Source organism: Macrococcus hajekii, assembly GCF_004359505.1.
In the GTDB taxonomy this organism is placed as follows: domain Bacteria; phylum Bacillota; class Bacilli; order Staphylococcales; family Staphylococcaceae; genus Macrococcus; species Macrococcus hajekii.
The window spans coordinates 394,856-416,040 of the sequence record NZ_SCWE01000001.1 but is presented as its reverse complement, the minus strand read 5'-3'; the positions used below and the strand labels follow the sequence as shown (position 1 = coordinate 416,040).

At 40.4% G+C, this 21,185-nt stretch carries 25 protein-coding genes; 1 reads left to right on the top strand and 24 read right to left on the bottom strand.

The genetic code is table 11. The annotated features are described in order from the left end of the window. Positions 1-4: 4 nt before the first annotated feature. The 14 genes from recN to ERX37_RS02225 form a co-directional block, all read right to left on the bottom strand. Positions 5-1,684 (bottom strand): DNA repair protein RecN, encoded by a 1,680-nt coding sequence (recN, locus tag ERX37_RS02290; protein ID WP_133429024.1) that lies wholly within the window; start codon positions 1,682-1,684, stop codon positions 5-7. 15 nt (positions 1,685-1,699) lie between these two features. Then, the gene (gene ahrC / locus ERX37_RS02285; protein ID WP_133429023.1) at positions 1,700-2,152 is read right to left on the bottom strand and encodes a transcriptional regulator AhrC/ArgR; all 453 of its coding nucleotides are present in this window, start codon (positions 2,150-2,152) and stop codon (positions 1,700-1,702) included. Positions 2,153-2,231: 79 nt separating this feature from the next. Continuing rightward, a complete protein-coding gene (locus tag ERX37_RS02280) occupies positions 2,232-3,029 on the bottom strand; it encodes a TlyA family RNA methyltransferase (protein ID WP_133429022.1) in 798 nt (265 codons plus the stop codon). Then, entirely contained in the window at positions 3,010-4,899 is a 1,890-nt protein-coding gene (gene dxs / locus ERX37_RS02275) for a 1-deoxy-D-xylulose-5-phosphate synthase (protein WP_133429021.1), read from the bottom strand. Before dxs ends, ERX37_RS02280 begins: the two co-directional genes overlap by 20 nt. An 86-nt stretch (positions 4,900-4,985) precedes the next feature. Continuing rightward, positions 4,986-5,846, bottom strand: coding sequence for a polyprenyl synthetase family protein (locus ERX37_RS02270; RefSeq protein ID WP_133429020.1), 861 nt, complete (start codon positions 5,844-5,846; stop codon positions 4,986-4,988). Further along, entirely contained in the window at positions 5,830-6,024 is a 195-nt protein-coding gene (xseB, locus tag ERX37_RS02265; protein ID WP_133429019.1) for an exodeoxyribonuclease VII small subunit, read from the bottom strand. The genes ERX37_RS02270 and xseB overlap by 17 nt, the downstream gene beginning before the upstream one ends. Beyond that, the gene (gene xseA / locus ERX37_RS02260; RefSeq protein WP_133429018.1) at positions 6,017-7,357 is read right to left on the bottom strand and encodes an exodeoxyribonuclease VII large subunit; all 1,341 of its coding nucleotides are present in this window, start codon (positions 7,355-7,357) and stop codon (positions 6,017-6,019) included. The genes xseB and xseA overlap by 8 nt, the downstream gene beginning before the upstream one ends. Further along, a complete protein-coding gene (nusB, locus tag ERX37_RS02255; RefSeq protein ID WP_133429017.1) occupies positions 7,354-7,746 on the bottom strand; it encodes a transcription antitermination factor NusB in 393 nt (130 codons plus the stop codon). The genes xseA and nusB overlap by 4 nt, the downstream gene beginning before the upstream one ends. 41 nt (positions 7,747-7,787) lie before the next feature. Beyond that, on the bottom strand, positions 7,788-8,120 hold the full coding sequence (locus ERX37_RS02250; protein WP_133429016.1) for an Asp23/Gls24 family envelope stress response protein: 333 nt from the start codon (positions 8,118-8,120) through the stop codon (positions 7,788-7,790). Positions 8,121-8,230: 110 nt separating this feature from the next. Then, positions 8,231-9,580, bottom strand: a complete 1,350-nt coding sequence (gene accC / locus ERX37_RS02245) for an acetyl-CoA carboxylase biotin carboxylase subunit (RefSeq protein ID WP_133429015.1) — start codon at positions 9,578-9,580, stop codon at positions 8,231-8,233. Continuing rightward, positions 9,580-10,020, bottom strand: a complete 441-nt coding sequence (gene accB, locus ERX37_RS02240) for an acetyl-CoA carboxylase biotin carboxyl carrier protein (RefSeq protein ID WP_133429014.1) — start codon at positions 10,018-10,020, stop codon at positions 9,580-9,582. Before accB ends, accC begins: the two co-directional genes overlap by 1 nt. 115 nt (positions 10,021-10,135) lie before the next feature. Beyond that, positions 10,136-10,693: an elongation factor P gene (gene efp, locus ERX37_RS02235; RefSeq protein WP_133429013.1), complete on the bottom strand. Its 558-nt coding sequence runs from the start codon at positions 10,691-10,693 to the stop codon at positions 10,136-10,138. A gap of 24 nt (positions 10,694-10,717) precedes the next feature. Then, on the bottom strand, positions 10,718-11,770 hold the full coding sequence (locus tag ERX37_RS02230; protein ID WP_165981942.1) for a M24 family metallopeptidase: 1,053 nt from the start codon (positions 11,768-11,770) through the stop codon (positions 10,718-10,720). A 49-nt stretch (positions 11,771-11,819) separates the two neighbouring features. Next, positions 11,820-12,650, bottom strand: coding sequence for a lipoate--protein ligase family protein (locus ERX37_RS02225; protein ID WP_133429012.1), 831 nt, complete (start codon positions 12,648-12,650; stop codon positions 11,820-11,822). Positions 12,651-12,744: 94 nt separating this feature from the next. On the opposite strand from ERX37_RS02225, the gene ERX37_RS02220 reads away from it, so the two are divergent. Next, on the top strand, positions 12,745-13,128 hold the full coding sequence (locus ERX37_RS02220) for a rhodanese-like domain-containing protein (protein ID WP_133429011.1): 384 nt from the start codon (positions 12,745-12,747) through the stop codon (positions 13,126-13,128). Positions 13,129-13,164: 36 nt separating this feature from the next. Here the strand turns inward: ERX37_RS02220 and gcvPB are convergent, their stop codons facing one another. From gcvPB to comGA, 10 genes are all read right to left on the bottom strand, one after another. Next, on the bottom strand, positions 13,165-14,634 hold the full coding sequence (gene gcvPB, locus ERX37_RS02215) for an aminomethyl-transferring glycine dehydrogenase subunit GcvPB (RefSeq protein WP_133429010.1): 1,470 nt from the start codon (positions 14,632-14,634) through the stop codon (positions 13,165-13,167). Next, on the bottom strand, positions 14,627-15,970 hold the full coding sequence (gene gcvPA, locus ERX37_RS02210) for an aminomethyl-transferring glycine dehydrogenase subunit GcvPA (protein ID WP_133429009.1): 1,344 nt from the start codon (positions 15,968-15,970) through the stop codon (positions 14,627-14,629). Before gcvPA ends, gcvPB begins: the two co-directional genes overlap by 8 nt. An 11-nt stretch (positions 15,971-15,981) precedes the next feature. Then, complete coding sequence (gcvT, locus tag ERX37_RS02205; RefSeq protein ID WP_133429008.1) at positions 15,982-17,064, bottom strand: glycine cleavage system aminomethyltransferase GcvT; 1,083 nt, start codon at positions 17,062-17,064, stop codon at positions 15,982-15,984. Positions 17,065-17,135: 71 nt separating this feature from the next. After that, positions 17,136-17,633: a shikimate kinase gene (locus ERX37_RS02200; RefSeq protein ID WP_229713151.1), complete on the bottom strand. Its 498-nt coding sequence runs from the start codon at positions 17,631-17,633 to the stop codon at positions 17,136-17,138. Positions 17,634-17,787: 154 nt separating this feature from the next. Further along, positions 17,788-18,243 carry a competence type IV pilus minor pilin ComGF gene (locus ERX37_RS02195; protein ID WP_133429007.1) on the bottom strand — a complete coding sequence of 152 codons (456 nt, stop codon included), beginning with the start codon at positions 18,241-18,243 and terminating at the stop codon, positions 17,788-17,790. Further along, positions 18,194-18,424, bottom strand: coding sequence for a type II secretion system protein (locus ERX37_RS02190; protein WP_133429006.1), 231 nt, complete (start codon positions 18,422-18,424; stop codon positions 18,194-18,196). Before ERX37_RS02190 ends, ERX37_RS02195 begins: the two co-directional genes overlap by 50 nt. After that, entirely contained in the window at positions 18,411-18,863 is a 453-nt protein-coding gene (locus ERX37_RS02185) for a hypothetical protein (RefSeq protein ID WP_165981941.1), read from the bottom strand. The genes ERX37_RS02190 and ERX37_RS02185 overlap by 14 nt, the downstream gene beginning before the upstream one ends. Further along, positions 18,832-19,155 carry a competence type IV pilus major pilin ComGC gene (gene comGC, locus ERX37_RS02180; RefSeq protein WP_133429651.1) on the bottom strand — a complete coding sequence of 108 codons (324 nt, stop codon included), beginning with the start codon at positions 19,153-19,155 and terminating at the stop codon, positions 18,832-18,834. The genes ERX37_RS02185 and comGC overlap by 32 nt, the downstream gene beginning before the upstream one ends. A 34-nt stretch (positions 19,156-19,189) precedes the next feature. Then, positions 19,190-20,224: a competence type IV pilus assembly protein ComGB gene (comGB, locus tag ERX37_RS02175; RefSeq protein WP_133429004.1), complete on the bottom strand. Its 1,035-nt coding sequence runs from the start codon at positions 20,222-20,224 to the stop codon at positions 19,190-19,192. After that, positions 20,211-21,185 (bottom strand): competence type IV pilus ATPase ComGA, encoded by a 975-nt coding sequence (gene comGA / locus ERX37_RS02170; protein WP_133429003.1) that lies wholly within the window; start codon positions 21,183-21,185, stop codon positions 20,211-20,213. The genes comGB and comGA overlap by 14 nt, the downstream gene beginning before the upstream one ends.

Genomic DNA, 21,185 nt, shown 5'->3' with positions numbered 1-21,185 from the left:
AACTTCATCCTTTATATTGTTCTTTATTCTGGGCGATCAGTTCTGCCGCATGGTCCAGTGTCAGAGGGGTCACCTCTACACCTGAAATCATTCGAGCGACTTCTCTTACTTTATGTTCACCTGTCAGCTCAGTGACAGTCGTCACCGTCCTGTCATCTTTTTCATGTTTTTCAATATAGAGATGGTGATCACTGATAGCTGCAACTTGAGGTAAATGCGAAATGCAGATGACTTGAATATGTGCAGCAATCTGCTTCATCTTTTCTGCCATTTTCTGGGCTACGCGTCCTGAAACTCCTGTATCAACCTCATCAAAAAGAATAGCCGTCTGTCCTCTATTTTCAGCAAAAATAGTCTTGAGAGCCAGCATAATACGCGATAATTCCCCGCCTGACGCTATTTTATCGAGACTTTTCATCGGTTCCCCTTTGTTCGGACTGATCATAAACTCAATCGATTCAATACCGGATAAATTAGGTTGAATTTTTGAGAATGCAATCTCAAAGTTTGCACTTTTCATTTCCAGATGATGAATTTCATCAAGAATTTTACTTCTCAGCTGCGAAGCATCAGCACGTCGCTCTTTTGATAGTTTTGTTCCTGCATTCATTAAGCGTTCATACTGTTTTTTAATTTCCTCTTTTAGATTGGAAGTACTCTCTTCAAGGTTTTCAATCTGATTGATCTCTACTTCCAGTTCTGTAATCAATGAAATCAGTTCATCATGACCTTTGCCGTATTTTCGCTCCAACTGCTGAATCATATTCATTCTAGACTCCATCTCATTCAATAGATGTTCATCATATTCATTTGAAGTGAGTTCATCATACAGCCGGTGCTTAGCATCTTCCAGTAGATAATAGACGCTATTAGCCTCTTCCAGCAGAGTGCTATATTCTCCTGTCAGCACATCATCAATTTCTTTCAGAGATTCATTGAAATCGAACATCTTATCAATGATATTGTTTTCATCGCTTAAGTAGCTGACCGCCTTTGTCAATTCGGTGTTCAGCTTTTCGAAATTTTGCAGTCTTTTAATCTCTTCTTTCAGATTAGAAACTTCACCGGGTACTAACTTCGCCTGTATCAGTTCATTATGCTGAAATTTAATCAGGTCAAGACGCTGAAGCAATGATTCATCTTTTTGTTCCAGTTTTCGCAGCTCTTCCTTTTTCTCCTGATAGACTTTGAAAGTTTCTGTATAATCATCAAACACTGCCTGATAGCGCCCTTTTGAGAATTCATCCAGCAGACGGATATGATATTTTGATTTCAGTAAATGCTGCGTCTCATGCTGTCCGTGAATATCCAGCAGTTCCTGCATGATCAGTTTAAGTTCAGTCAGCGTGACCGTCTGATTGTTCACTTTGCATAAGCTTTTGCCGGATTTCATAATCTCACGCTTAACCAGCATATAATCATCCAGTTCAATTTCTCTCTCCGTAAGCAGCGACTGAACAGCCGGATTATCGTCGATATCGAAAACCCCTTCAATCACTGCCTTATTTTCACCGTGGCGTACTAAATTCTGGCTTGCGCGTGCACCGATGAGCATTGAGATGGCATCTATAATGATAGATTTACCGGCTCCGGTCTCACCACTTAAAACTGTCAATCCGTCTTTAATTTCAATATCCAGTTCATCTATGATTGCAAACTGTCTGATGGATAATGTCTGTAACATAAGCTAATCCCCCAACTATAACATATTGAATAATCGTTCAGTGATTACCTTACTCGATTTCTCGTCCCGACAGATGATCAGACAAGTATCATCGCCACATATCGTGCCGATAATTTCTTCCCATTCAAGTTGATCAAGGATAGCACCGATTGACTGAGCATTGCCTGGCAGTGTTTTCAGGACAAGGAGATTGTCCGTGCCATCGAGTTTTACGAAGGAATCCATTAAATAACGTCCCAGCTTGTCAAGTGGATGAAATTTACGGTCCTTAGGTAAACTATAGACATACTGTCCGCTTGGCGTCGGCACTTTAATTAACTGTAGTTCTTTAATATCCCTTGAGATTGTCGCTTGAGTCACATTTAACTTAACTTCGTTCAGCTTCTCTACTAATTCCTCCTGCGTTTCAATCTGCTGACTGGATATGATTTCTCTGATTTTAATCTGTCGCATCGTCTTGTTTGCCATAACGGACCTCCTTGTATATTTATTCATAATATTAGCATAAAACCTTTATATTGACTAACAAAAAACCGATTAAATGGAACTAATCGGTTTTCATTGCTATCATCTTTTCGATTTTTTCATCGCTTACTTGAGAATCGCCTTGCTGATGCGTCAAATATAGCAGATACTCCACATTTCCATTCGCTCCTGTAATCGGAGATACGGTTAAATCACGTGCAGTGAACTGATTAGCTGCCGCATAGGCAATCACTTTATGAATAACATGCTGGTGCACAGCAGGGTCACTCACTACCCCTTTACTGCCTACTTCATGCCGTTCCGCCTCAAATTGCGGCTTAATTAGTGCAACAACTTCACCTTCAGGCTGCAGAAGCGTGTGCAAGGTCGGAAAAATCAAAGACAGAGAAATGAAGCTGACATCGATTGTGGCAAAATCAGGCCGTTCATCAAATTGCTCAGGAATCACATAACGAAAATTGGTCTGTTCCATCACCGTTACCCTTGAATCAATTCTTAAACTATAGGCAAGCTGATTAGTACCGACATCGATAGCATAGCTGCGTCTCACACCATTCTGCAGGGCGCAATCTGTAAAGCCGCCTGTAGAAGAGCCGATATCCATATGTACCTTGTCAGCAAGGTTCAGGTTAAAGGTCTCTACTGCTTTTTCAAGTTTAAAGCCGCCTCTACTGACATATCGTTTGTTAAGGCCTTTAATGCGAATTTTCACTGTCTCAGGATTGATTTTTTCCGCTGCTGAATGAATGCGTTCATGTTCATTCAATACTTTTCCAGCCATAATATATCTCTTCGCTTCATCCGTACTATCAAAATAATCCCGTTCAACTAACCATTCATCAATTCTCTGTTTCTTCATCTTGGCTGACCAGCTGTTTAATTTCATCAATATAATGAGCAGTTGTGAGACCGATGTCCTGCAACAGCAGATCCACTTCACCTTGTTCGATGTACTCGTCTTTGATGCCCAGTCTCTTCACATTCACATCGCGTTGTTGATCATTGAAATGATTAACAACAAGCGAACCGAAGCCACCGGTCAATACAGATTCCTCTACAGTCATAACAGGTATATTCCGCTTTGCGAGGTCGTTCAAGTAGCCGGTGTCGAGTGGCTTTATAAAGCGTGCATTAACAATTTCAACAGAGATTCCTTCTTTGACAAGTGCTTCCTGCGCTTCCAGGAGCGGTTGCAAAGTCGGACCGAATGATAATACAGCGATATCGGAACCTTCTCTCAGCACTTCCCATTTACCGTACGGAATACCTGTTGCTGCATCACTGACTTCAACACCTAGACCATTTCCTCTCGGATAACGAATCGCAATCGGACCACTATACTCTTTAAATGCGCTATAGACCATCTTGCCTGCTTCATCTTCGTCCTTCGGCATCATCACTGTCACATTAGGCAAATGTGTCAGGAACGGAATATCAAATACACCTTGATGCGTTTCACCATCAGCACCTACGAGGCCTGACCGGTCTATGCCGAACACAACATGCAGATTCTGACGGTCAATATCATGTAAAAGCTGATCGTATGCACGTTGCAGGAACGTTGAATAAATAGCTACGTATGGAATCATGCCATTAGCTGCAAGTCCGCCTGCCATCGTGACAGCGTGCTGCTCAGCAATACCAACATCAAAGAATTGGTCAGGTAACTGCTGCTGAAACTTCGTCAGTTTACTACCGACCGGCATAGCAGGAGTAATGGCTACGATTCGTTTGTCTTTTTCAGCGAGAGACATCACATTATCGCTCATCAGCTGACTCCATGAAGGTGCTTTCGCCTTACTTGACAATTGCTCTCCCGTATCAAGTTTATAAGGTCCAAGACCATGCCATGTACCGATCTTGTCATTTTCAGCATGTTCATAGCCTTTACCCTTTTTAGTAATCACATGAATGATAACAGGTCCATTAATTCGTTTAGATGTTTCAATAGCCTCGCCCAGTGCTTTAAAGTTATGTCCATCTACAGGACCAACATATTTAATACCAAGCTCCTCAAAAAAGACGCCTGGAACGACCAGATATTTAATACTGTCTTTAATGCGGTCAGCTGAATCACGGAGCATATGTCCACCTGGTAACTTGCTCAGAAAACCATCGATATCGACTTTCGCACGATGATAGTTCTGATTTGTACGAAGGCGGCCAAACATATTATGCATAGCACCGACATTGGGAGCGATACTCATCTCATTGTCATTCAGTATGATGGTCATATTGGTTTTGTCATGCCCGATATGGTTTAAGGCTTCGAGGGCCATTCCACCGGTCAGAGCACCATCTCCGATCACCGGAATCACATGATAATGTTCACCCATGATATCTCGGGCTTTTGCCATCCCCATAGCAGCAGAGAGAGAAGTTGAGCTATGCCCCGCTTCCCAGACATCGTGTTCACTTTCAGAACGTTTTGGAAATCCACTTAACCCTTTATGCTGACGCAATTGATCAAAATGTTCCGCACGTCCTGTTAAAATTTTATGGATATAGGCCTGATGACCGACATCGAAGATAATTTTATCAGTCGGACTATCAAAATGCTTATGCAGTGCGAGTGTCAGCTCTACAACACCTAAATTAGCGCCGATATGTCCCCCGGTCACTGCACATTTTTCTATAAGAAAGTTTCTGATTTGCTTACTTAACTGGACCAGCTCACCATCCGACAGACCTTTTATGTCTGCCGGAGACTTTATATTCGCAACATCCATGAGTTTTCCACCTACAGTCTAAATATTAATTATGCTTTATTATAGCATTGTCATCCTCAATGAACAAAAAAAGCCAAAGCGGCTTTTTATTTTTCACGCGATATAATATATTGCAGCAAATCATTTAAAGCTGAATGATCGCCGTTCAGGCTGCTGATCAGCTCCAGTGTCTCTTTATTGAGCGTCTGCATAGCCTCTTTTGCACCTTCCAGACCAAGCAGCGAGACATAAGTGGATTTCGCATTATTTTCATCGCTGCCTACCGCTTTACCCATCTGTTCAAAATTACCTTCTACATCCAGGATATCATCCTTGATCTGAAAAATTAGTCCGAAACGCTGACCAATTTCAGATAGCTGTTTCAGTACGTCAGTCGGTTGCTCAGCTATAAATCCGGCGCAGACAAAGCATGCTTTTATTAAATCACCTGTTTTGTGACGATGCACACGTTTCAACTCTTCAAGAGTAAGCTCGCTTTCCTCAGCTTTTATATCCAGCATCTGACCGCCGACCATTCCTCTTGTTCCCGCAGCTTCAGATATTAAAGTGATGAGCTGAATGCGTTGTTCCAGGTTGAGCGACTCATCTTTACTGATTTGAGCAAAACTATCTGTAAGGAGACCATCACCCGCAAGAATTGCAACTGCTTCACCGAATACTTTATGATTGGTCAGCTTACCTCTTCTATAATCATCATCATCCATTGCAGGCAGGTCATCATGAATTAGAGAATAGGTATGAATCATTTCTATTGCGGTTGCGACTGATAATCCTTTCTTCGGATCAACCTGTAGCAGTTCAAGTGTAGAAAATAACAGAACGGGTCTGATTCTTTTTCCACCCGCTAGTAAAGAATACATCATTGCTTCATCGAGCGTTTGATCAAGTGGCTTGGCATACAGAGATTTTAAGTGATTTTCAAATAACGTTTTATAGTTTTGCTTCATCTGCACTAACCTGATTAATTTTCTGTTCTGCCTGTACCAGCTGTTCCTGGCACGCTTTAGACAGTTCTACACCCTGCTCATAAAGTTTTATAGATTCTTCCAGTGAGACTTGATCATTATCCAGTTTGTTGACAATGGCTTCAAGCTCTGTCATCATCGTCTCAAAATTTTTAGTCATAAGAATGCTCCTTTACCCTGTTTATAGTCGCTTCAACTTCTCCATCTGCCAGTTGAATGTGTAATGGCTGGTTTTCCTTCAGCCTTTTGATGCTGCTGACAATGCCATTATCATCGCGTACAATACTATATCCTCTACCTAGCACATTAGTAGGATTCAGACTGGTTAATAATCGGGACTGCATCGTTAAGTTATGCTTTTTAGCCGCAAGATTATTCAGCAGTCGCTGCTCAACACGGTTATGCATCTCACGAACTTGTGACTGATGGAGATGAATGCTGTGCTTCAAGCGGTCAGATGATAATTTTGATTGTAATCTGATATAGCGCTGAGTATGAATATTGAAGTTATGCTGCAGTAAATAACTGAGTTTCTGTTCTATTTCATCTTTTCTTTGCTGCTGCTGTGCAATCAGCACTTGAGGATTTCTGAAGACCGGATGGTTCATGAAACGGGTCAACCGCTCATTCTGATATTTAACTTTCTGAGTCAGCTGCTGATTCAGATAGAGATCAGTCGACTTCAGCTGCTGCAGTAAATCGAACTGATCAGGTGTAGCCATAACAGCTGCGCCTGTAGGTGTCGGTGCCCGCATATCTGCTGCATAGTCGCTGAGCGTCGTGTCTGTTTCATGCCCGACTGCTGAGATAATAGGTGTCTTGGCATGATAAATGGCTTCAACGACTTCTTTTTCATTGAAGGCCCATAAATCTTCAATTGAGCCGCCACCGCGTCCGACTATGATGACGTCTACTTCTAGCGTATCAGCATGACGAATATTCTTGACAATGTCAGCTGCAGCACCGTTACCTTGTACAAGAGTCGAAATATAATGTACTTCTGCAAGTGGATAGCGTCTTTTCAAAGTCGTCTCGATATCGCGGACTGCCGCGCCTGTTGAAGCGGTAAGAACAGCGATAGCTGCCGGATAACGCGGAAGCGGCTTCTTATTATCGTCAGAAAAGAAGCCTTTCTGCTGCAGCTCTTTTTTCAGCGCTTCATACTTCTCATAGAGCTGCCCTATCCCGTCAAGCGACATCGTATCTGCATAGAGCTGGTAGCTGCCTCTAATTTCATAGACAGAAACCCGCCCGGATATCAGAACGCCGTCTCCTTCTTTTGGCGTAAAATTCAGTTTCAGCGCATCGCGTTTAAACATCATGGCGTTCATCATGGCGTTTCCGTCCTTAAGACCAAAATAAATGTGACCGCTTGAATGATGTTTAACGTTTGAAAGTTCGCCCTTAATATAGACTTTCTCCAGATATGGGTCTCTATCGAATTTAGCCTTAATATACTTGGTCAATGCACCGATTGATAAGTATTGTGTCATTGTTCTTTTTGTTTGATGACTTCGCTCAGTACTCCGTTAATAAACTTATAGCTGTTATCATCACCATATTCTTTAGATAGATTGACCGCTTCGTTCACTGCTACTTTCTCCGGGATGTCCGTATAGATGAGCTCATATACAGCAATACGCAGTAAAATTCGGTCTATCTTTGACAATCGTTCCAATGTCCATTGTTTCAGATGGGGTCTGATCTGTTCATCGATTGCATCCTGATTATTTTTAACACCTGATACTAGTTCATCCATGAAAACGTCCTGTTCATTGACCTCTAGCACAAAACGTTTAGCTTCTGCTGCTTCAATTGGTTCCTTTGTTTCCATCTGAAATAGTACTTTTAATGCATGTTCTCTAGATTCTTTACGACTCATAATTGTTCTCCTTCAAAAATTGAGAGGATGCAAGCATCCTCTTAGTCATTAAATTTAATATTGATAATGTGGATATTCACTTCTTTTGGTGTGAGCGCCGTCATATTAGTCAGCGCATTTTTAATGTTCTGCTGGACTTGTTTAGCAGTACTTGAGATTTTAGTACCGTAATCAAAGATGCAGTATGCATCAATATAAATATCGCTCTCTTTTACCTCAACATTTACACCTTTGGCATTTTTAACACCTAGTTTATCCAGCGATTTATTTTTCTGTGCTAAAGACACACCTTTTATTTCACCAATCGCAATATTAGTAATCACTTCAATGACATTAGGCGCAATTTCAACTGTTCCCAAATTCTGTTTAGACATAGCTAATGCCTCCTATCATATAATAAGTTTATCATACCATTATTTTATAGTTATTTTAACTTAAAATACAAAGAAAGAAGTCTCAATAGCTGAGGACTTCTTTCTTTACCTTATTGTATATCCAGTTTATTCTCAGTCAGGAATTCTGTACTGTAATGTTCACTGCGGAAAACAGGATGTTTCAGCAGAGCTTGATGGAATGGAATTGTCGTATGAATGCCTAAGATAATAAACTCATCCAGTGCACGTAAAGCACATTGAATGGCTTCCTCACGTGTCGGCTGGTGGACGATCAATTTAGCAACCATTGAATCATAATAAGGCGGAATTGTATAGCCATTGTAGCAGGCAGAATCAACACGAACGCCATATCCACCTGGAACAAGATATTGTTCGATCATCCCCGCTGACGGCATAAAATTCTTCAATGGATTTTCAGCATTGATTCTCAGCTCAATTGCATGACCTTTAAATTCAATGTCTGACTGCTTAAGCGTAAGACGTTCACCAGCAGCAATTCTGATCTGCCACTTTACAAGGTCACATCCTGTTACCATCTCCGTCACAGGATGTTCAACCTGAATACGTGTGTTCATCTCCATAAAGTAAAACTGATCACTATCCAGATCATAGATAAACTCAACTGTGCCGGCACTTTCATATCCGACCACTTCTGCAGCTCTGACCGCTGCTGCACCCATCTCCATTCGTGTTTCTTCTGACAGGACAGGACTCGGGGATTCCTCAACCAGTTTCTGCATGCGACGCTGGATTGTACAATCACGTTCACCTAGATGAATCGTATGTCCCTCACTATCTGCAAGTACTTGAATCTCAATGTGCCTGAAATTCTCAATAAACTTTTCGATATAAAGGCCTTTATTACCAAAAGAGACTTCCGCTTCCTGTTCAGTCATTCTGAAACCTGTCTCCAGCTCTTTATCATCGCGCGCCACACGAATCCCTTTACCACCGCCACCTGCTGTCGCTTTGATAATAACAGGATAACCGATTCTCGCCGCTTCAACTTTCGCTGCTTCAATCGAGCTCACAAGACCATCACTGCCTGGAACTACGGGTACATCGGCTTTAATCATTTCTTTTTTGGCGACATCTTTTATTCCCATTTTGTTGATGGCAGCATGTCCGGGACCTATAAACTTAATATTACATGCTTCACACATTTCGGCAAAGTCTGCATTTTCTGCCAGAAAGCCGTAACCAGGATGAATACCGTCACAACCCGTTGAACTGGCGATGGACAGGATATTAGGGATATTCAAATAAGAATCCTTTGAATATTTAGGTCCGACGCAATATGCTTCATCCGCCAGCTGAGCATGAAGGGCTTCACGATCAGCTTCAGAATAAATGGCTACCGATTGTATGCCGAGCTCTTTAAGTGCACGAATAATTCTGACCGCAATCTCACCACGGTTCGCAATAAGTACTTTTTTCATTATTTCACCTTGAAGAGTGGTTGACCGTATTCCACCATCTGCCCATCTTCAACCAGTATTTCCGTAATCTCGCCGGCCACTTCAGCTTGAATCTCATTGAAGAGCTTCATCGCCTCCAGAATGCAGACAACCGAATCTGCTGAGACCTGATCACCGACCTTAACATACGGATCTTTGTCCGGAGAAGGTGATTTGTAGAAGGTGCCGACCATCGGCGCATTGATTGTTTTCGCTGATGCTGTATCCTCAGTGGATTCAGTCTTGCTTACTGCTTCCTGATGCTGCTGTACAGGAATCACCTGTGTAGCAGGTGCAGCTTGTTCAACTACTTTTGTTTCTTTAAAGAGTTTGACTTTCTGTTCATTATCTTCAATTTCTATTGTTGTCAATGACGAGTCTTCCAGTACTTTTATCAGTTCTTTAATTTGCTCAAGATTCATAAGGTTCTCCTTTAACAATCAAATTCATTTACTAACCCTCATTTTACTTGAGTGGTCAGACCAATTCAAGAGAAAATAAAAAACCTTCCTGAGATTCAGGAAGGTTGTAGATGAATTAACCGCGAGAAACGTAAGAACCATCTGTTGTATTAATGATTAATTTATCACCTTGGTTGACGAATAAAGGCACATTAAGTGTATAGCCTGTTTCTACTGTCGCTGCTTTTGTTGCACCCTGAGCAGTATCGCCTTTAATACCTGGTTCAGTTTCCGTTACTTCAAGCGTCACTGTATTCGGTAATTCTACTCCGAGTGTTTCACCTTCGTAACTCTGAATATGAACTTCCATATTCTCTTTTAAGAATTTCAGTTCATGTTCAAGATTTGCTTCTGGTAATTCAGTCTGATCATATGTTTCTGTATCCATAAAGACATGAGAATCTCCACTTGCATACAGATACTGCATTCTACGGTTATCAATCTGTGCTTTACCTACTTTTTCGCCTGCACGGAATGTCTTCTCCTGAATAGCACCTGTACGCAAGTTTCTCAGTTTAGAGCGAACGAATGCCGCCCCTTTACCTGGCTTAACATGCTGAAATTCAAGCACACGCCAAATACCATTATCCACTTCAATAGTTAAACCTGTTTTAAAATCATTAACTGAAATCATACGTTATCCTCCTAAATATACTTTCTATAAAATAATAAGGTCTTTTGTAGAATGTGTAAAGCGCTTTAACCCATTTTCCGTCACGATGACATCATCTTCGATACGGACACCACCTAAATCTTCCACATAGATACCTGGCTCAAGTGTGACACACATGCCTGGCTCAAGTGGGATATCCGATACCATGGACAAACCAGGTCCTTCATGCACCTCCAGACCAATTCCATGCCCTAAAGAATGACCGAACTGTTCACCATATCCAGCGGCCTTGATAATATCACGGGATATGGCATCCGCTGCTTTACCTGTCATTCCCGGTTTAATCTGTTCAAGTGCAGTCACCTGAGCATCCAGTACAATATCATAAATCTTCCTCATCTCAGCCACCGGTTCGCCAACTGCAAGCGTCCGTGTGATATCCGAAATATAACCTTCATATAGAGCACCATAATCAAGTGTAATCATATCGCCTTGTTCAATTACTTTATTAGATGCAACACCGTGTGGCAGTGCGCCTCTATACCCTGAAGCGACGATTGTATCGAATGATGAGCCCGTCGCACCTTGTTTTCTCATAAACATTTCAAGTTCATGACTCACCTCAAGCTCAGTAATACCTGCTTTAATTATTTTCTGTATGTAAGCATAGGCTTCATCTGCGATATCCGCTGCCTTTTGTATAACTTCGATTTCAAAAGGCTCCTTAATCATGCGAAACTTTTCGATTTCACCCGCGATATCAATCAGCTGAACTGTGTCACTGAGTGTCTGATATTGCTGGAAAGTGATTAAATCGCCTTCAAAACCAACTGTTTTAAAGCCTTTATCTGCAATCAGCTGTTTAACATTATCCAGTAATCCCCCCTGCTGTTTGACGATTTCAAAATCTGCAGCCTGGGATGTGGCCTGACTGATATAGCGAAAATCGGTGATAAGATAACGCTGATTTCCGGCGATAACAAGTGCACCACTTGAACCTGTAAACAGTGACAGATAACGTCTATTATAAGGAGATAAGATGACAACAGCATCCAGATTTTTATCTGACAGAAGCTGATTCAGTTTTTCAAATTTCATAATTGCCCTCCATATCTGAAAATTCATTCTATATTTATCATAGCACAGCTTACCTTCTATAAGTCCACTCGTCACTCATATATTTATCAGCGATAGCGTATACTTCCTGTAACTGCTCATTTGACAGTTCATAAGGGACTAGTCTGATGCCTAATGCTTTTTCAAAACCTTGATAAAAAGCGACTTCCATTTCTTCAATCGTGACATGACGATCAGATAAATCATTGATAGCAACTGCCTTATCACTAAAAGCAGCCTGCATTTTCTCTCTCATTCTCGGATTCTTATAGATGAATAGATCAAATAGTTCATCGACATCAACATCCTGCAGTATTGAACCATGCTGCAGGATAACGCCTTTCTGTCTGGTCTGTGCACTGCCGGCTACTTTTCTACCTTCAACCACTAGCTCATACCAGCTTGGCGCATCGAAACAGACAGAGCTTCTAGGATCTTTTAGTTTTGCACGCTGTTCCTCAGTTCTCGGAATCGCGAATTCCGCATCAAAGCCCAGTTGTCTGAAACCTTCAAGCAGACCGCCCGATATCACTCGATAAGCTTCGGTCACTGTATTAGGCATATCCGGATGTGATTCAGGTACAACTACCGAATAGGTGAGCTCCTTATCATGCAGCACCCCTCTCCCGCCTGTCGTTCTTCTGACCAGGCCTATCTCTTTGTCCTTTACCTTTTCAATATCAATTTCCTTCTCAAGTTTCTGAAAATAACCAATTGATAATGTTTTGGGGTTCCAGCCATAGAAACGGATCACCGGTTTCATCTTGCCTTCAGATACCCAGTTCAGAAGCGCTTCATCCAGCGCCATATTAAAATAGGGATTTTGTCTTTTCGTATTAATAAATAACCATTCTTCTGTCATAAGTCCCATCCTTATTGTAAATAGAGTAAATTAACTTTGAAATAAGCAGGTTTAATCTTTATAATAATAATATGCTACTTGAGGAGGAAACAGAATGGAAATATGGATTATTCTTGGAATCATCCTTCTTGCGCTTATTATTTACATTGCAATCAATTACTCTATCAATCGTAAATCTGTTACTGAGCTAAGTCAAGATGACTTTCAGGCAGGCATGCGTCGTGCACAAGTAATCGATTTACGTGAAAAAGCGGACTATGAATATGGTCACGTCATAGGTGCAAGAAATATTCCAATGAGCATTTTCAGAACACGTATGCTCGGATTACGTAAAGATCAGCCCATTTATTTTATCGATAAGAACGGCGTGTCAAGTTATCGTGCCGCTAGAATGATGAAGAAAAAAGGCTATGATCATCTATTTATGCTTAAAGGCGGCTACAAAGAATGGAAAGGCCGTATTAAGTCTAAAAACTAAAAAACTTCAATCCCCTGAGGGATTGAAGTTTTTTTGCTATTTCTCGATGGTACCCTCAAAACGAAGAACAGGTTTACGTGCTGCCGTCGTTTCATCAAGGCGACCGATCACAGTGTGATGTGGTGCTTCCAGAACGATATCTGGATTTTCTTCTACTTCTTTAGCGATTTGAATCATCGTGTCACAGAAACTATCCAATGTTTCTTTAGATTCTGTTTCAGTCGGTTCAATCATCATACATTCCTCTACATTTAATGGGAAGTAGATTGTTGGTGGATGGAAGTTGAAGTCAAGCAGTCGTTTCGCCATATCGAGTGTACGAACGCCGAGTTTCTTCTGTCTGACACCACTGATTACAAACTCATGTTTACAATGTCTGTCATATGGTAATTCGAAATAAGGTTGAAGACGTCTCATCATATAGTTTGCATTTAATACTGCAGTCTCAGATACTTCTTTAAGACCATCTGGTCCCATTGTACGGATATACGTATAAGCACGTAAGTAGATACCGAAGTTACCGTAGAAAGGTTTTACACGTCCAATAGATTCAGGACGCTCGTAATCTAATTTGAATGTATCATTTTCTTTAACGATATGCGGTTTTGGTAAGTAAGGAATCAGATCACTCTTTACGCCTACTGGACCAGAACCAGGGCCGCCACCACCGTGTGGACCTGTAAATGTTTTATGCAAGTTCAAGTGAACTGCATCGAAGCCCATATCGCCAGGACGTACTTTACTCATGATGGCATTCAAGTTAGCACCATCATAGTATAATTTACCGCCTGCTGCGTGAACGATTTCACGAATTTCAAGGATATCTTCTTCAAATAATCCTAATGTGTTCGGGTTGGTCAGCATAATAGCAGCTGTATCTGGACCCACTACACGTTTTAAGTCTTCAATATCAACTAATCCTTGATCATTTGATTTAACTGTTACTGTCTCAAAACCTGCAACAGTAGCAGAAGCTGGATTTGTACCATGTGCTGAGTCAGGAACGATTACTTTCGTACGTTCATGGTCACCTCTAGCTTCATGGTAAGCTCTGATCATCATCAGTGCTGTCCATTCACCATGTGCACCGGCTGCTGGTTGAAGAGTTACTTCATCCATGCCTGTGATTTCTTTTAAATGTTCCTGCAGATCATAAATGACTTCAAGAGAACCTTGAATCGTTTTATCATCCTGCAGTGGATGTGCCTGAGCAAATCCTGCCATACGAGCTACACGCTCATTGATTTTCGGATTGTATTTCATCGTACAAGAACCTAATGGATAAAAACCTGTATCTACACCGTGGTTTTTATTTGAAAGTTCAGTGTAATGACGCATTAAGTCAAGTTCAGCAATTTCAGGTAACATCGCTTTTTCTTTACGGATAAATTTGCTATCCAGAATATCCTCAACTTTTTTGCCTTCTACTTCAAGTGGTGGTAATGAATATGCGAAACGATTTTCTTTAGAACGTTCGAAAATTAACGGAGTTGCTCCTTTAAGCATTATAGGCACCTACTTTCTCAATGAATGTATCGATTTCTTCTTTAGTCCGAAGCTCAGTAACCGCAATCAGCATATGTCCTTCATATTTATCTTCGATACGGCCTAAATCATATCCACCGATAAATCCTTCTTCAAGAAGCTGCTCATTAATCTCAGGAACAGGTTTATTGAATTTAACAACAAATTCATTGAATGATGTACCTGGTAATATCGTAAATCCAGCTTCAATCATTTTATCTTTCATGTAATTTGCTTTGTATAAATTCTGTTCAGCCATTTCAACGACACCGTTTTTACCTAATGCACTCATCGCTACTGATGCAGCAAGAGCATTAAGCGCCTGGTTTGAACAAATATTTGAAGTCGCTTTATCGCGGCGAATATGTTGTTCACGTGCTTGTAATGTTAATACAAATCCGCGTTGTCCTTCATCATCATGCGTTTGACCTACAAGACGACCAGGCATTTTACGCGTTAATGCTTTTGTTGTTGCGAAGTAACCACAGTGTGGTCCGCCGAGCTGCGCAGGAATACCAAATACTTGTGCATCACCTACTACGATATCAGCACCGAATTCACCTGGAGGTGTTAATAATCCTAATGCAAGCGGGTTACTTGAAACAACGAATAATGCTTTTGTGCCTTCAGTAAATGATTTGATCGCTTCAAGATCTTCAATACTGCCGAAGAAGTTCGGATATTGTACCATTACACAAGCAGTATCCGCGTCAACAGCTGCTTTAAGCGCATCTAAATCAGTCACTGTATCTTTGACATCAATTTCAACGACTTCAAGGTTCTGACCTTTCGCATACGTACGTAATACAGCACGAGATTCATCATTTACAGCTTTTGATACAACGATTTTCTTTTTACGTGTATGGCCACAAGAAAGCATCGCCGCTTCAGCGAATGAAGTTCCTCCATCATACATAGATGAGTTCGCAACATCCATACCTGTTAATTCTGAAATCATCGTCTGGAATTCAAAGATAGCTTGTAATTCACCCTGAGAAATTTCCGGCTGATATGGTGTGTATGCTGTATAGAACTCTGAACGTGAAATAACATGATCCACTACAATCGGCATATAGTGATCGTATACACCCGCACCTAAAAATGATGCATGTGTTTCACTTGTTACGTTTTTATTTGCAAGTGCAGATAATTCTCTTAATAACCCAGTTTCTGATTTTCTTTCTTTAATGTTAAGAGGTCCGTCAAAACGAACTTTTTCAGGAATATCAGCAAATAATTCGTCGACTGACTGAATCCCGATTGTTTCTAACATTTCCTGCTTATCAGTTTCAGTTAATGGAATATAGCGATGGCTCATAATCTCTCTCCTTAGTTTTTATGGAATGGTGTTTTCACGACTTTAGCAGGTACTTTATTTTTTCTGACTTGAACGAATACTTCGTTGTCAATCTCAGTCTCAGCTATATCAATAAGAGCTAAAGCGATTGAACGGCCAGTTGATGGTGACTGTGTACCACTTGTCACGTAACCTATTTTTTCATCATTTTTATTGAAGACTTCATAATCCGTACGCGCGATACCACGTTCCTGAAGTTCAAGTCCAGCTGATTTTCTTTCAGGACCGTCTTCTTTCTGTTTAGCAATTACATCACGACCAATGAAATCACCTTTTTGCAGCTTAACGCTGAAGCCCATTTTTGCTTCGATCGGAGAAATAGATGGTGTGATGTCTTGTCCATGAAGGGGTAATGCTGCTTCAAGACGTAATGTATCACGGGCACCTAAACCACAAGGAACAACACCTTGTTCAAGTAATCCGTTCCAGATATCTACTGTATCTTGTGCATAGCAGTAGATTTCGTAGCCATGTTCACCTGTATAGCCTGATTGTGAAAGAATGACTGTTTTACCGAAAAGTTCAACATCTTGAATAAAGCCAAACATTTTCAGTTCACTGATATCAACTGCCACTAATTTTTCCATGATTTCTTTCGCTTTAGGTCCTTGAACCGCAATTTGTCCATATTCACTAGAAACATTTTTCACTTCAACGCCATCAATTTTATGATCTGTTAACCATTTGAAATCAACATCTGTATTACCGGCATTGACAACTAATAAATACTTATTATCTTCTAGCTGATAAACAACAAGGTCATCAACAACGCCACCTTGTTCATTTGTCATCATCGCATAGATAGCTTTTGTTTGAGTTACTTTTGAAATATCATTTGTAAGAACATATTGAAGGTAATCAAGTGCTTTTTCACCTTCTACAATGATTTCGCCCATGTGGCTGACATCAAACATACCGACATTTTCACGTACAGCAATATGTTCTTCTTTAATACTGGAGAATTGAACAGGCAGTGCCCAGCCCGAAAAGTCAATTACTTTAGCACCATCTTCAATATATTTGTCATACAAAGGGGTCTTCTTCAGTTCTGTCATTTTTTCTCCTCCATTAAATGTTTGATTCACCTATTATCTCTAATAGGTTTTGCTACAAGATGGACCTATCTTCAGTCAGGATAAATCGCTGAAATGATTTCGCCGAGGCATACAGCAATCGAATGACTCGTATCCACTTGTATGAATGCGATTTCATTATATCGTGAATAGCGGCTGTTGTACAACTCTTTAATTTGTAAATATGAAGAACCCGATGCATTAGGTCGGCTTGAGTCATTGCTGACACGTTTATACATTTCATCGAAGCTCGGGTTCAACCAAATATTATATTTATTTTTTTTCAGACTATGTATGTTCTGCTCTTTCTCTACAATGCCTCCACCGGTTGCAATGATTACATTTTCATCCAGCCAGTGTCTTAAGGCAGTCGTTTCTAACGTTCTGAACTTCTCCTCTCCCTCCTCCTTAAATATCTCTCGAATTGTGCGTCCTTCTTTATTTTCAATATAGCCATCTAGATCAATCAATTTTATATTTAACTGTTCAGCGAGTGCCTGTCCAAGTGTTGTTTTACCAGCGCCCATGAAACCTATCAGTACAATAGCCACCTATTTATCCCTCAATTCCGTTGATATCTCCTGCTTATAATACATTTTAATATTATCCAGTGTATTTAATTTTACCGTATATCTGACACTATAGGAACTGACATAGAACAAGACAATCATCAAAAGTATAAGCGCAAAAGGAAACATAATACCTTCATCTGATCTGAAACTTTTCATTCTTCATCCTCCATTTATCCTTCCATTCCAGCTGTATATAGAAATGGTTATTTTCTTTAAAAAATCTTGCATTTTTAACTTGTTCAAGTAGGATGATATAGCCACTTCCGTCTACTTTTCTCACCAGCCTCAACTGATGAAATGAATAGCTGTAGGTCTTATGTGTGCTATTGTCAGTACCAATCAGACTACCTCCTTCAATGGCAAGAGACATCTGTCTTGTTTCAGATAGAATGTCCCTCAGACACAGCTCTACATTGATATCATTATTATCGCTTGATATCGCCTTGAAATTTGCGATATTCGAAATAATCAGAGGGAAAATACTGATTAATGTCACTGCTATCGCAAGGTTCAATAACATTTCAATAAGTGTAAATCCTTCATTCAGGGATACATCTCTGCTGTGTACACAACTGCCGCTGTACTTCATGAACTTGCGCACCTCCCTTTATCTCTACATAAAATTCTCTATAATGCTGCACTTCTTGGTATGCCTGTTCATAGTGATGTTGCATCGTCTGTAGCATCGGTAAAATGACCATGCAGATGAGAACAACGATAGACATTGCAAGCATCGAGTCAACCAGTAGAAAGCCTTTATTTGCTTTCAATCCGAATCCTTCCTCTCACCAGCTGAAAAACAAGTTCAAAGCGTTGCTGGTTAATAAAATAGGTGATAGTTGCCCCGCGATTGATTGTATCTCCTCTAAAAGTAATTTCCGAATTATAGATACTATTTCCTCTGTAAATATAGCCGTTGTGAAGATGATATTTCGTATCAATACCTAACTTCTGTGATTCAATCAGCACATCTTCACTACCAGGTAAAAAAGATAGTGTGATAGATTGACCCGATGACATTGCAAGCGTCTGATAATAAGTGATGACTGATAGAAACTCCTGATTGCTTTCAGCGACTGCTGCTTTTTTAGTATCAAATGAATGATAGCTCACCACATGAATCATGATGAGCATGATTAATATGATGAGCAGCATTTCGATGTAACTAAATGCCGAATCAGCCTTCTGCAACTGCTTCGCCATTAACAATATTTATTTTCTTACCATTTTTACATGACGTCTGATTCGTTTTCAGAAAATCAGGCACTAATTCATCCACAGTGGCTGGTATTTTACCGGATTGAAGTTTATAAGCCTCGATCTGCCCCTGCACCATTTTCACTTGAGCCGTACATCCTGTATTCTGTACATTATCAGACTGCTTTGCGATATTCGGAATGATGATAATAATCAGTACTGATATCACGAGTAAAACAAGCAGCATCTCAATCAATGTAAATCCATCATCACTTCTGAAGGTTTTTTTAACACCATTTTTCATTTTAGCCTTTAATTTCTTCAATACTGTTCTCCTCCTATTGGATGCCGCTCATCATCTGTAGCATCGGTAAAATAATAACGAGATATAGCGTAATGATCAGCAATGCAAGTAAAAAGAATACAACCGGTTGAATCCATTTAATATATTGCATAATCTGCAGCTCAAATTTCCTGAAAATATAATCGGAATAGTATTTAAGTTCAATCTCTAATCTGGAGTTCCGTTCACCATGATGAATAAAATGAATCATGGATTTTTCAAACAGATTGATACGGCTTACAGCATCTGGCAATGGATATCCTTGTAATAATGCATCATCAATCTGTTCGCCGATGTATTTAAGAATGATATCTTTATCCTGCTGTTTAAATATTTCGATAATCTTAAGCATCGTGATGCCATTCGATAGAAAAAAAGAAAGCTCGAGAGAAAATCGATACGTCAATAACTTGCGATATAAGCTGTTAATAACAGGAATCTTTCTTAACAGCCATAGTTTCGTTGCAATCGCTGCGCGTCTATAGACTAGAAAGTAGAGAATCAGCAAAACTATGATGACGAAAAATAGGATAACTATTATTCTTGGCATCATAAATAAGATAGAAGTCATCACTTGAAGTTCAGCAGAAATGGTTATACCCATTGAATCATACATACTTTTAAATTGGGGCAGTACCGTCTGATTCACAACCATGATGAGTCCAAAAAAAATGATCATGAGGATAAGAGGATATTGAATGGTTTTAAGAAACTGCTGTCTGCTTTTTTTCTGTGACAGGCTGTACTGGTAGCACTCTTTCAGTGAATGATTGATATCTCCATACTGCTCAGCAAAGTAAACTTGCAGTATCGTCTGATTGCTATAATTCAAGCCGGCCAGTATATCGCTTAATTGCTTGCCTTCCTTCAGCTGATGAAGACACTCTTCTTTTACATCTGTTTTGACACTGTCATATTGACTGAAAAGAAAGCTGACCGCTTCGTACTGCGTAAAGCCACTGTCACTGAGTTCTGATAATCTAATCAAAAAATCATCATCATATTGTTTTAATTTATTAGAAGACCACACGATGTTTCTCCAGTTCTGATAGAGGAATTGTCGAGTCACGATATAAATCTTCAATCTGCTGGTCAAGCGTGATGTAATCAGCTATTTTCTTATGTTCTAAATAACTGTGTATCTGGCTCTGACTGAGAAATTCCAGCACCAGCTGTCTGCCAGCACTGTATTTGACTAGTCGCTGATTAGTAATGAGCTGCACTGCCTGACGAATTTCGGATTTTTGAACCCCCATCTCAAGCAGCCGTTCAACAGCTCCTAATGAATGACTGGCGTGCAGCGTTGACAGGACGAGATGGCCGCTTAGTGCAGCATTAATGACTTGTTTGGCCGTCTCCTCATCTCTTATCTCACCAATCATAATAATGTCAGGATCACAGCGCAGTATTGCTTTAAAAGAATTACGATAGGTGATACCCGCCTTGTCATTAACATTCACCTGAATCGTCCCGCTCAGCGTCTGTTCAACAGGATCTTCTATTGTGATAATCTGACGGTTGAGTTGATCACGTGCATAGGCAAGCAGATGGTACATCAATGTACTCTTGCCGCTTCCAGTTGGACCGGTAATCAATATCAGGCCATGGGACAATTTCATCATGGCATAGAGCAGATGATTCTCCAGCAGATGATGCGCTGTAAATTCTGCTTTCAGTATCCTAAGCACGATGGCTTCACTGCCTACAGATTGCGGTAATGTAGACAGGCGAATATGATAAAGTTTGCCTTCAAAAATATGTTCAAGCATCCCACTCTGACTTTTCTTACGCTCGCTTACGTTAAGATTTGAGACAAACTTCATATATGCGAGCATTTTTTCATAGTCGTCAATCTCCATCTGATCAATCAGTTCAATCTGACCATCCAGTCTCATCTTCAGGAAGACTACGCCAGAAGATGGAATAAAATGAATATCCGAAGCCTGCCTTCTGATTCCACCTGCAATAATCTCTTCTACGATTTCTTTCAT

Coding starts and splice junctions, on each gene's coding strand:
- recN (WP_133429024.1), bottom strand. CDS start 1,684: ATGTTACAGACATTATCCATCAGACAGTTTGCAATCATAGATGAACTG.
- ahrC (WP_133429023.1), bottom strand. CDS start 2,152: ATGGCAAACAAGACGATGCGACAGATTAAAATCAGAGAAATCATATCC.
- ERX37_RS02280 (WP_133429022.1), bottom strand. CDS start 3,029: ATGAAGAAACAGAGAATTGATGAATGGTTAGTTGAACGGGATTATTTT.
- dxs (WP_133429021.1), bottom strand. CDS start 4,899: ATGGATGTTGCGAATATAAAGTCTCCGGCAGACATAAAAGGTCTGTCG.
- ERX37_RS02270 (WP_133429020.1), bottom strand. CDS start 5,846: ATGAAGCAAAACTATAAAACGTTATTTGAAAATCACTTAAAATCTCTG.
- xseB (WP_133429019.1), bottom strand. CDS start 6,024: ATGACTAAAAATTTTGAGACGATGATGACAGAGCTTGAAGCCATTGTC.
- xseA (WP_133429018.1), bottom strand. CDS start 7,357: ATGACACAATACTTATCAATCGGTGCATTGACCAAGTATATTAAGGCT.
- nusB (WP_133429017.1), bottom strand. CDS start 7,746: ATGAGTCGTAAAGAATCTAGAGAACATGCATTAAAAGTACTATTTCAG.
- ERX37_RS02250 (WP_133429016.1), bottom strand. CDS start 8,120: ATGTCTAAACAGAATTTGGGAACAGTTGAAATTGCGCCTAATGTCATT.
- accC (WP_133429015.1), bottom strand. CDS start 9,580: ATGAAAAAAGTACTTATTGCGAACCGTGGTGAGATTGCGGTCAGAATT.
- accB (WP_133429014.1), bottom strand. CDS start 10,020: ATGAATCTTGAGCAAATTAAAGAACTGATAAAAGTACTGGAAGACTCG.
- efp (WP_133429013.1), bottom strand. CDS start 10,693: ATGATTTCAGTTAATGATTTTAAAACAGGTTTAACTATTGAAGTGGAT.
- ERX37_RS02230 (WP_165981942.1), bottom strand. CDS start 11,770: ATGAAATTTGAAAAACTGAATCAGCTTCTGTCAGATAAAAATCTGGAT.
- ERX37_RS02225 (WP_133429012.1), bottom strand. CDS start 12,650: ATGACAGAAGAATGGTTATTTATTAATACGAAAAGACAAAATCCCTAT.
- ERX37_RS02220 (WP_133429011.1), top strand. CDS start 12,745: ATGGAAATATGGATTATTCTTGGAATCATCCTTCTTGCGCTTATTATT.
- gcvPB (WP_133429010.1), bottom strand. CDS start 14,634: ATGCTTAAAGGAGCAACTCCGTTAATTTTCGAACGTTCTAAAGAAAAT.
- gcvPA (WP_133429009.1), bottom strand. CDS start 15,970: ATGAGCCATCGCTATATTCCATTAACTGAAACTGATAAGCAGGAAATG.
- gcvT (WP_133429008.1), bottom strand. CDS start 17,064: ATGACAGAACTGAAGAAGACCCCTTTGTATGACAAATATATTGAAGAT.
- ERX37_RS02195 (WP_133429007.1), bottom strand. CDS start 18,243: ATGAAGTACAGCGGCAGTTGTGTACACAGCAGAGATGTATCCCTGAAT.
- comGC (WP_133429651.1), bottom strand. CDS start 19,155: ATGAAAAATGGTGTTAAAAAAACCTTCAGAAGTGATGATGGATTTACA.
- comGA (WP_133429003.1), bottom strand. CDS start 21,185: ATGAAAGAAATCGTAGAAGAGATTATTGCAGGTGGAATCAGAAGGCAG.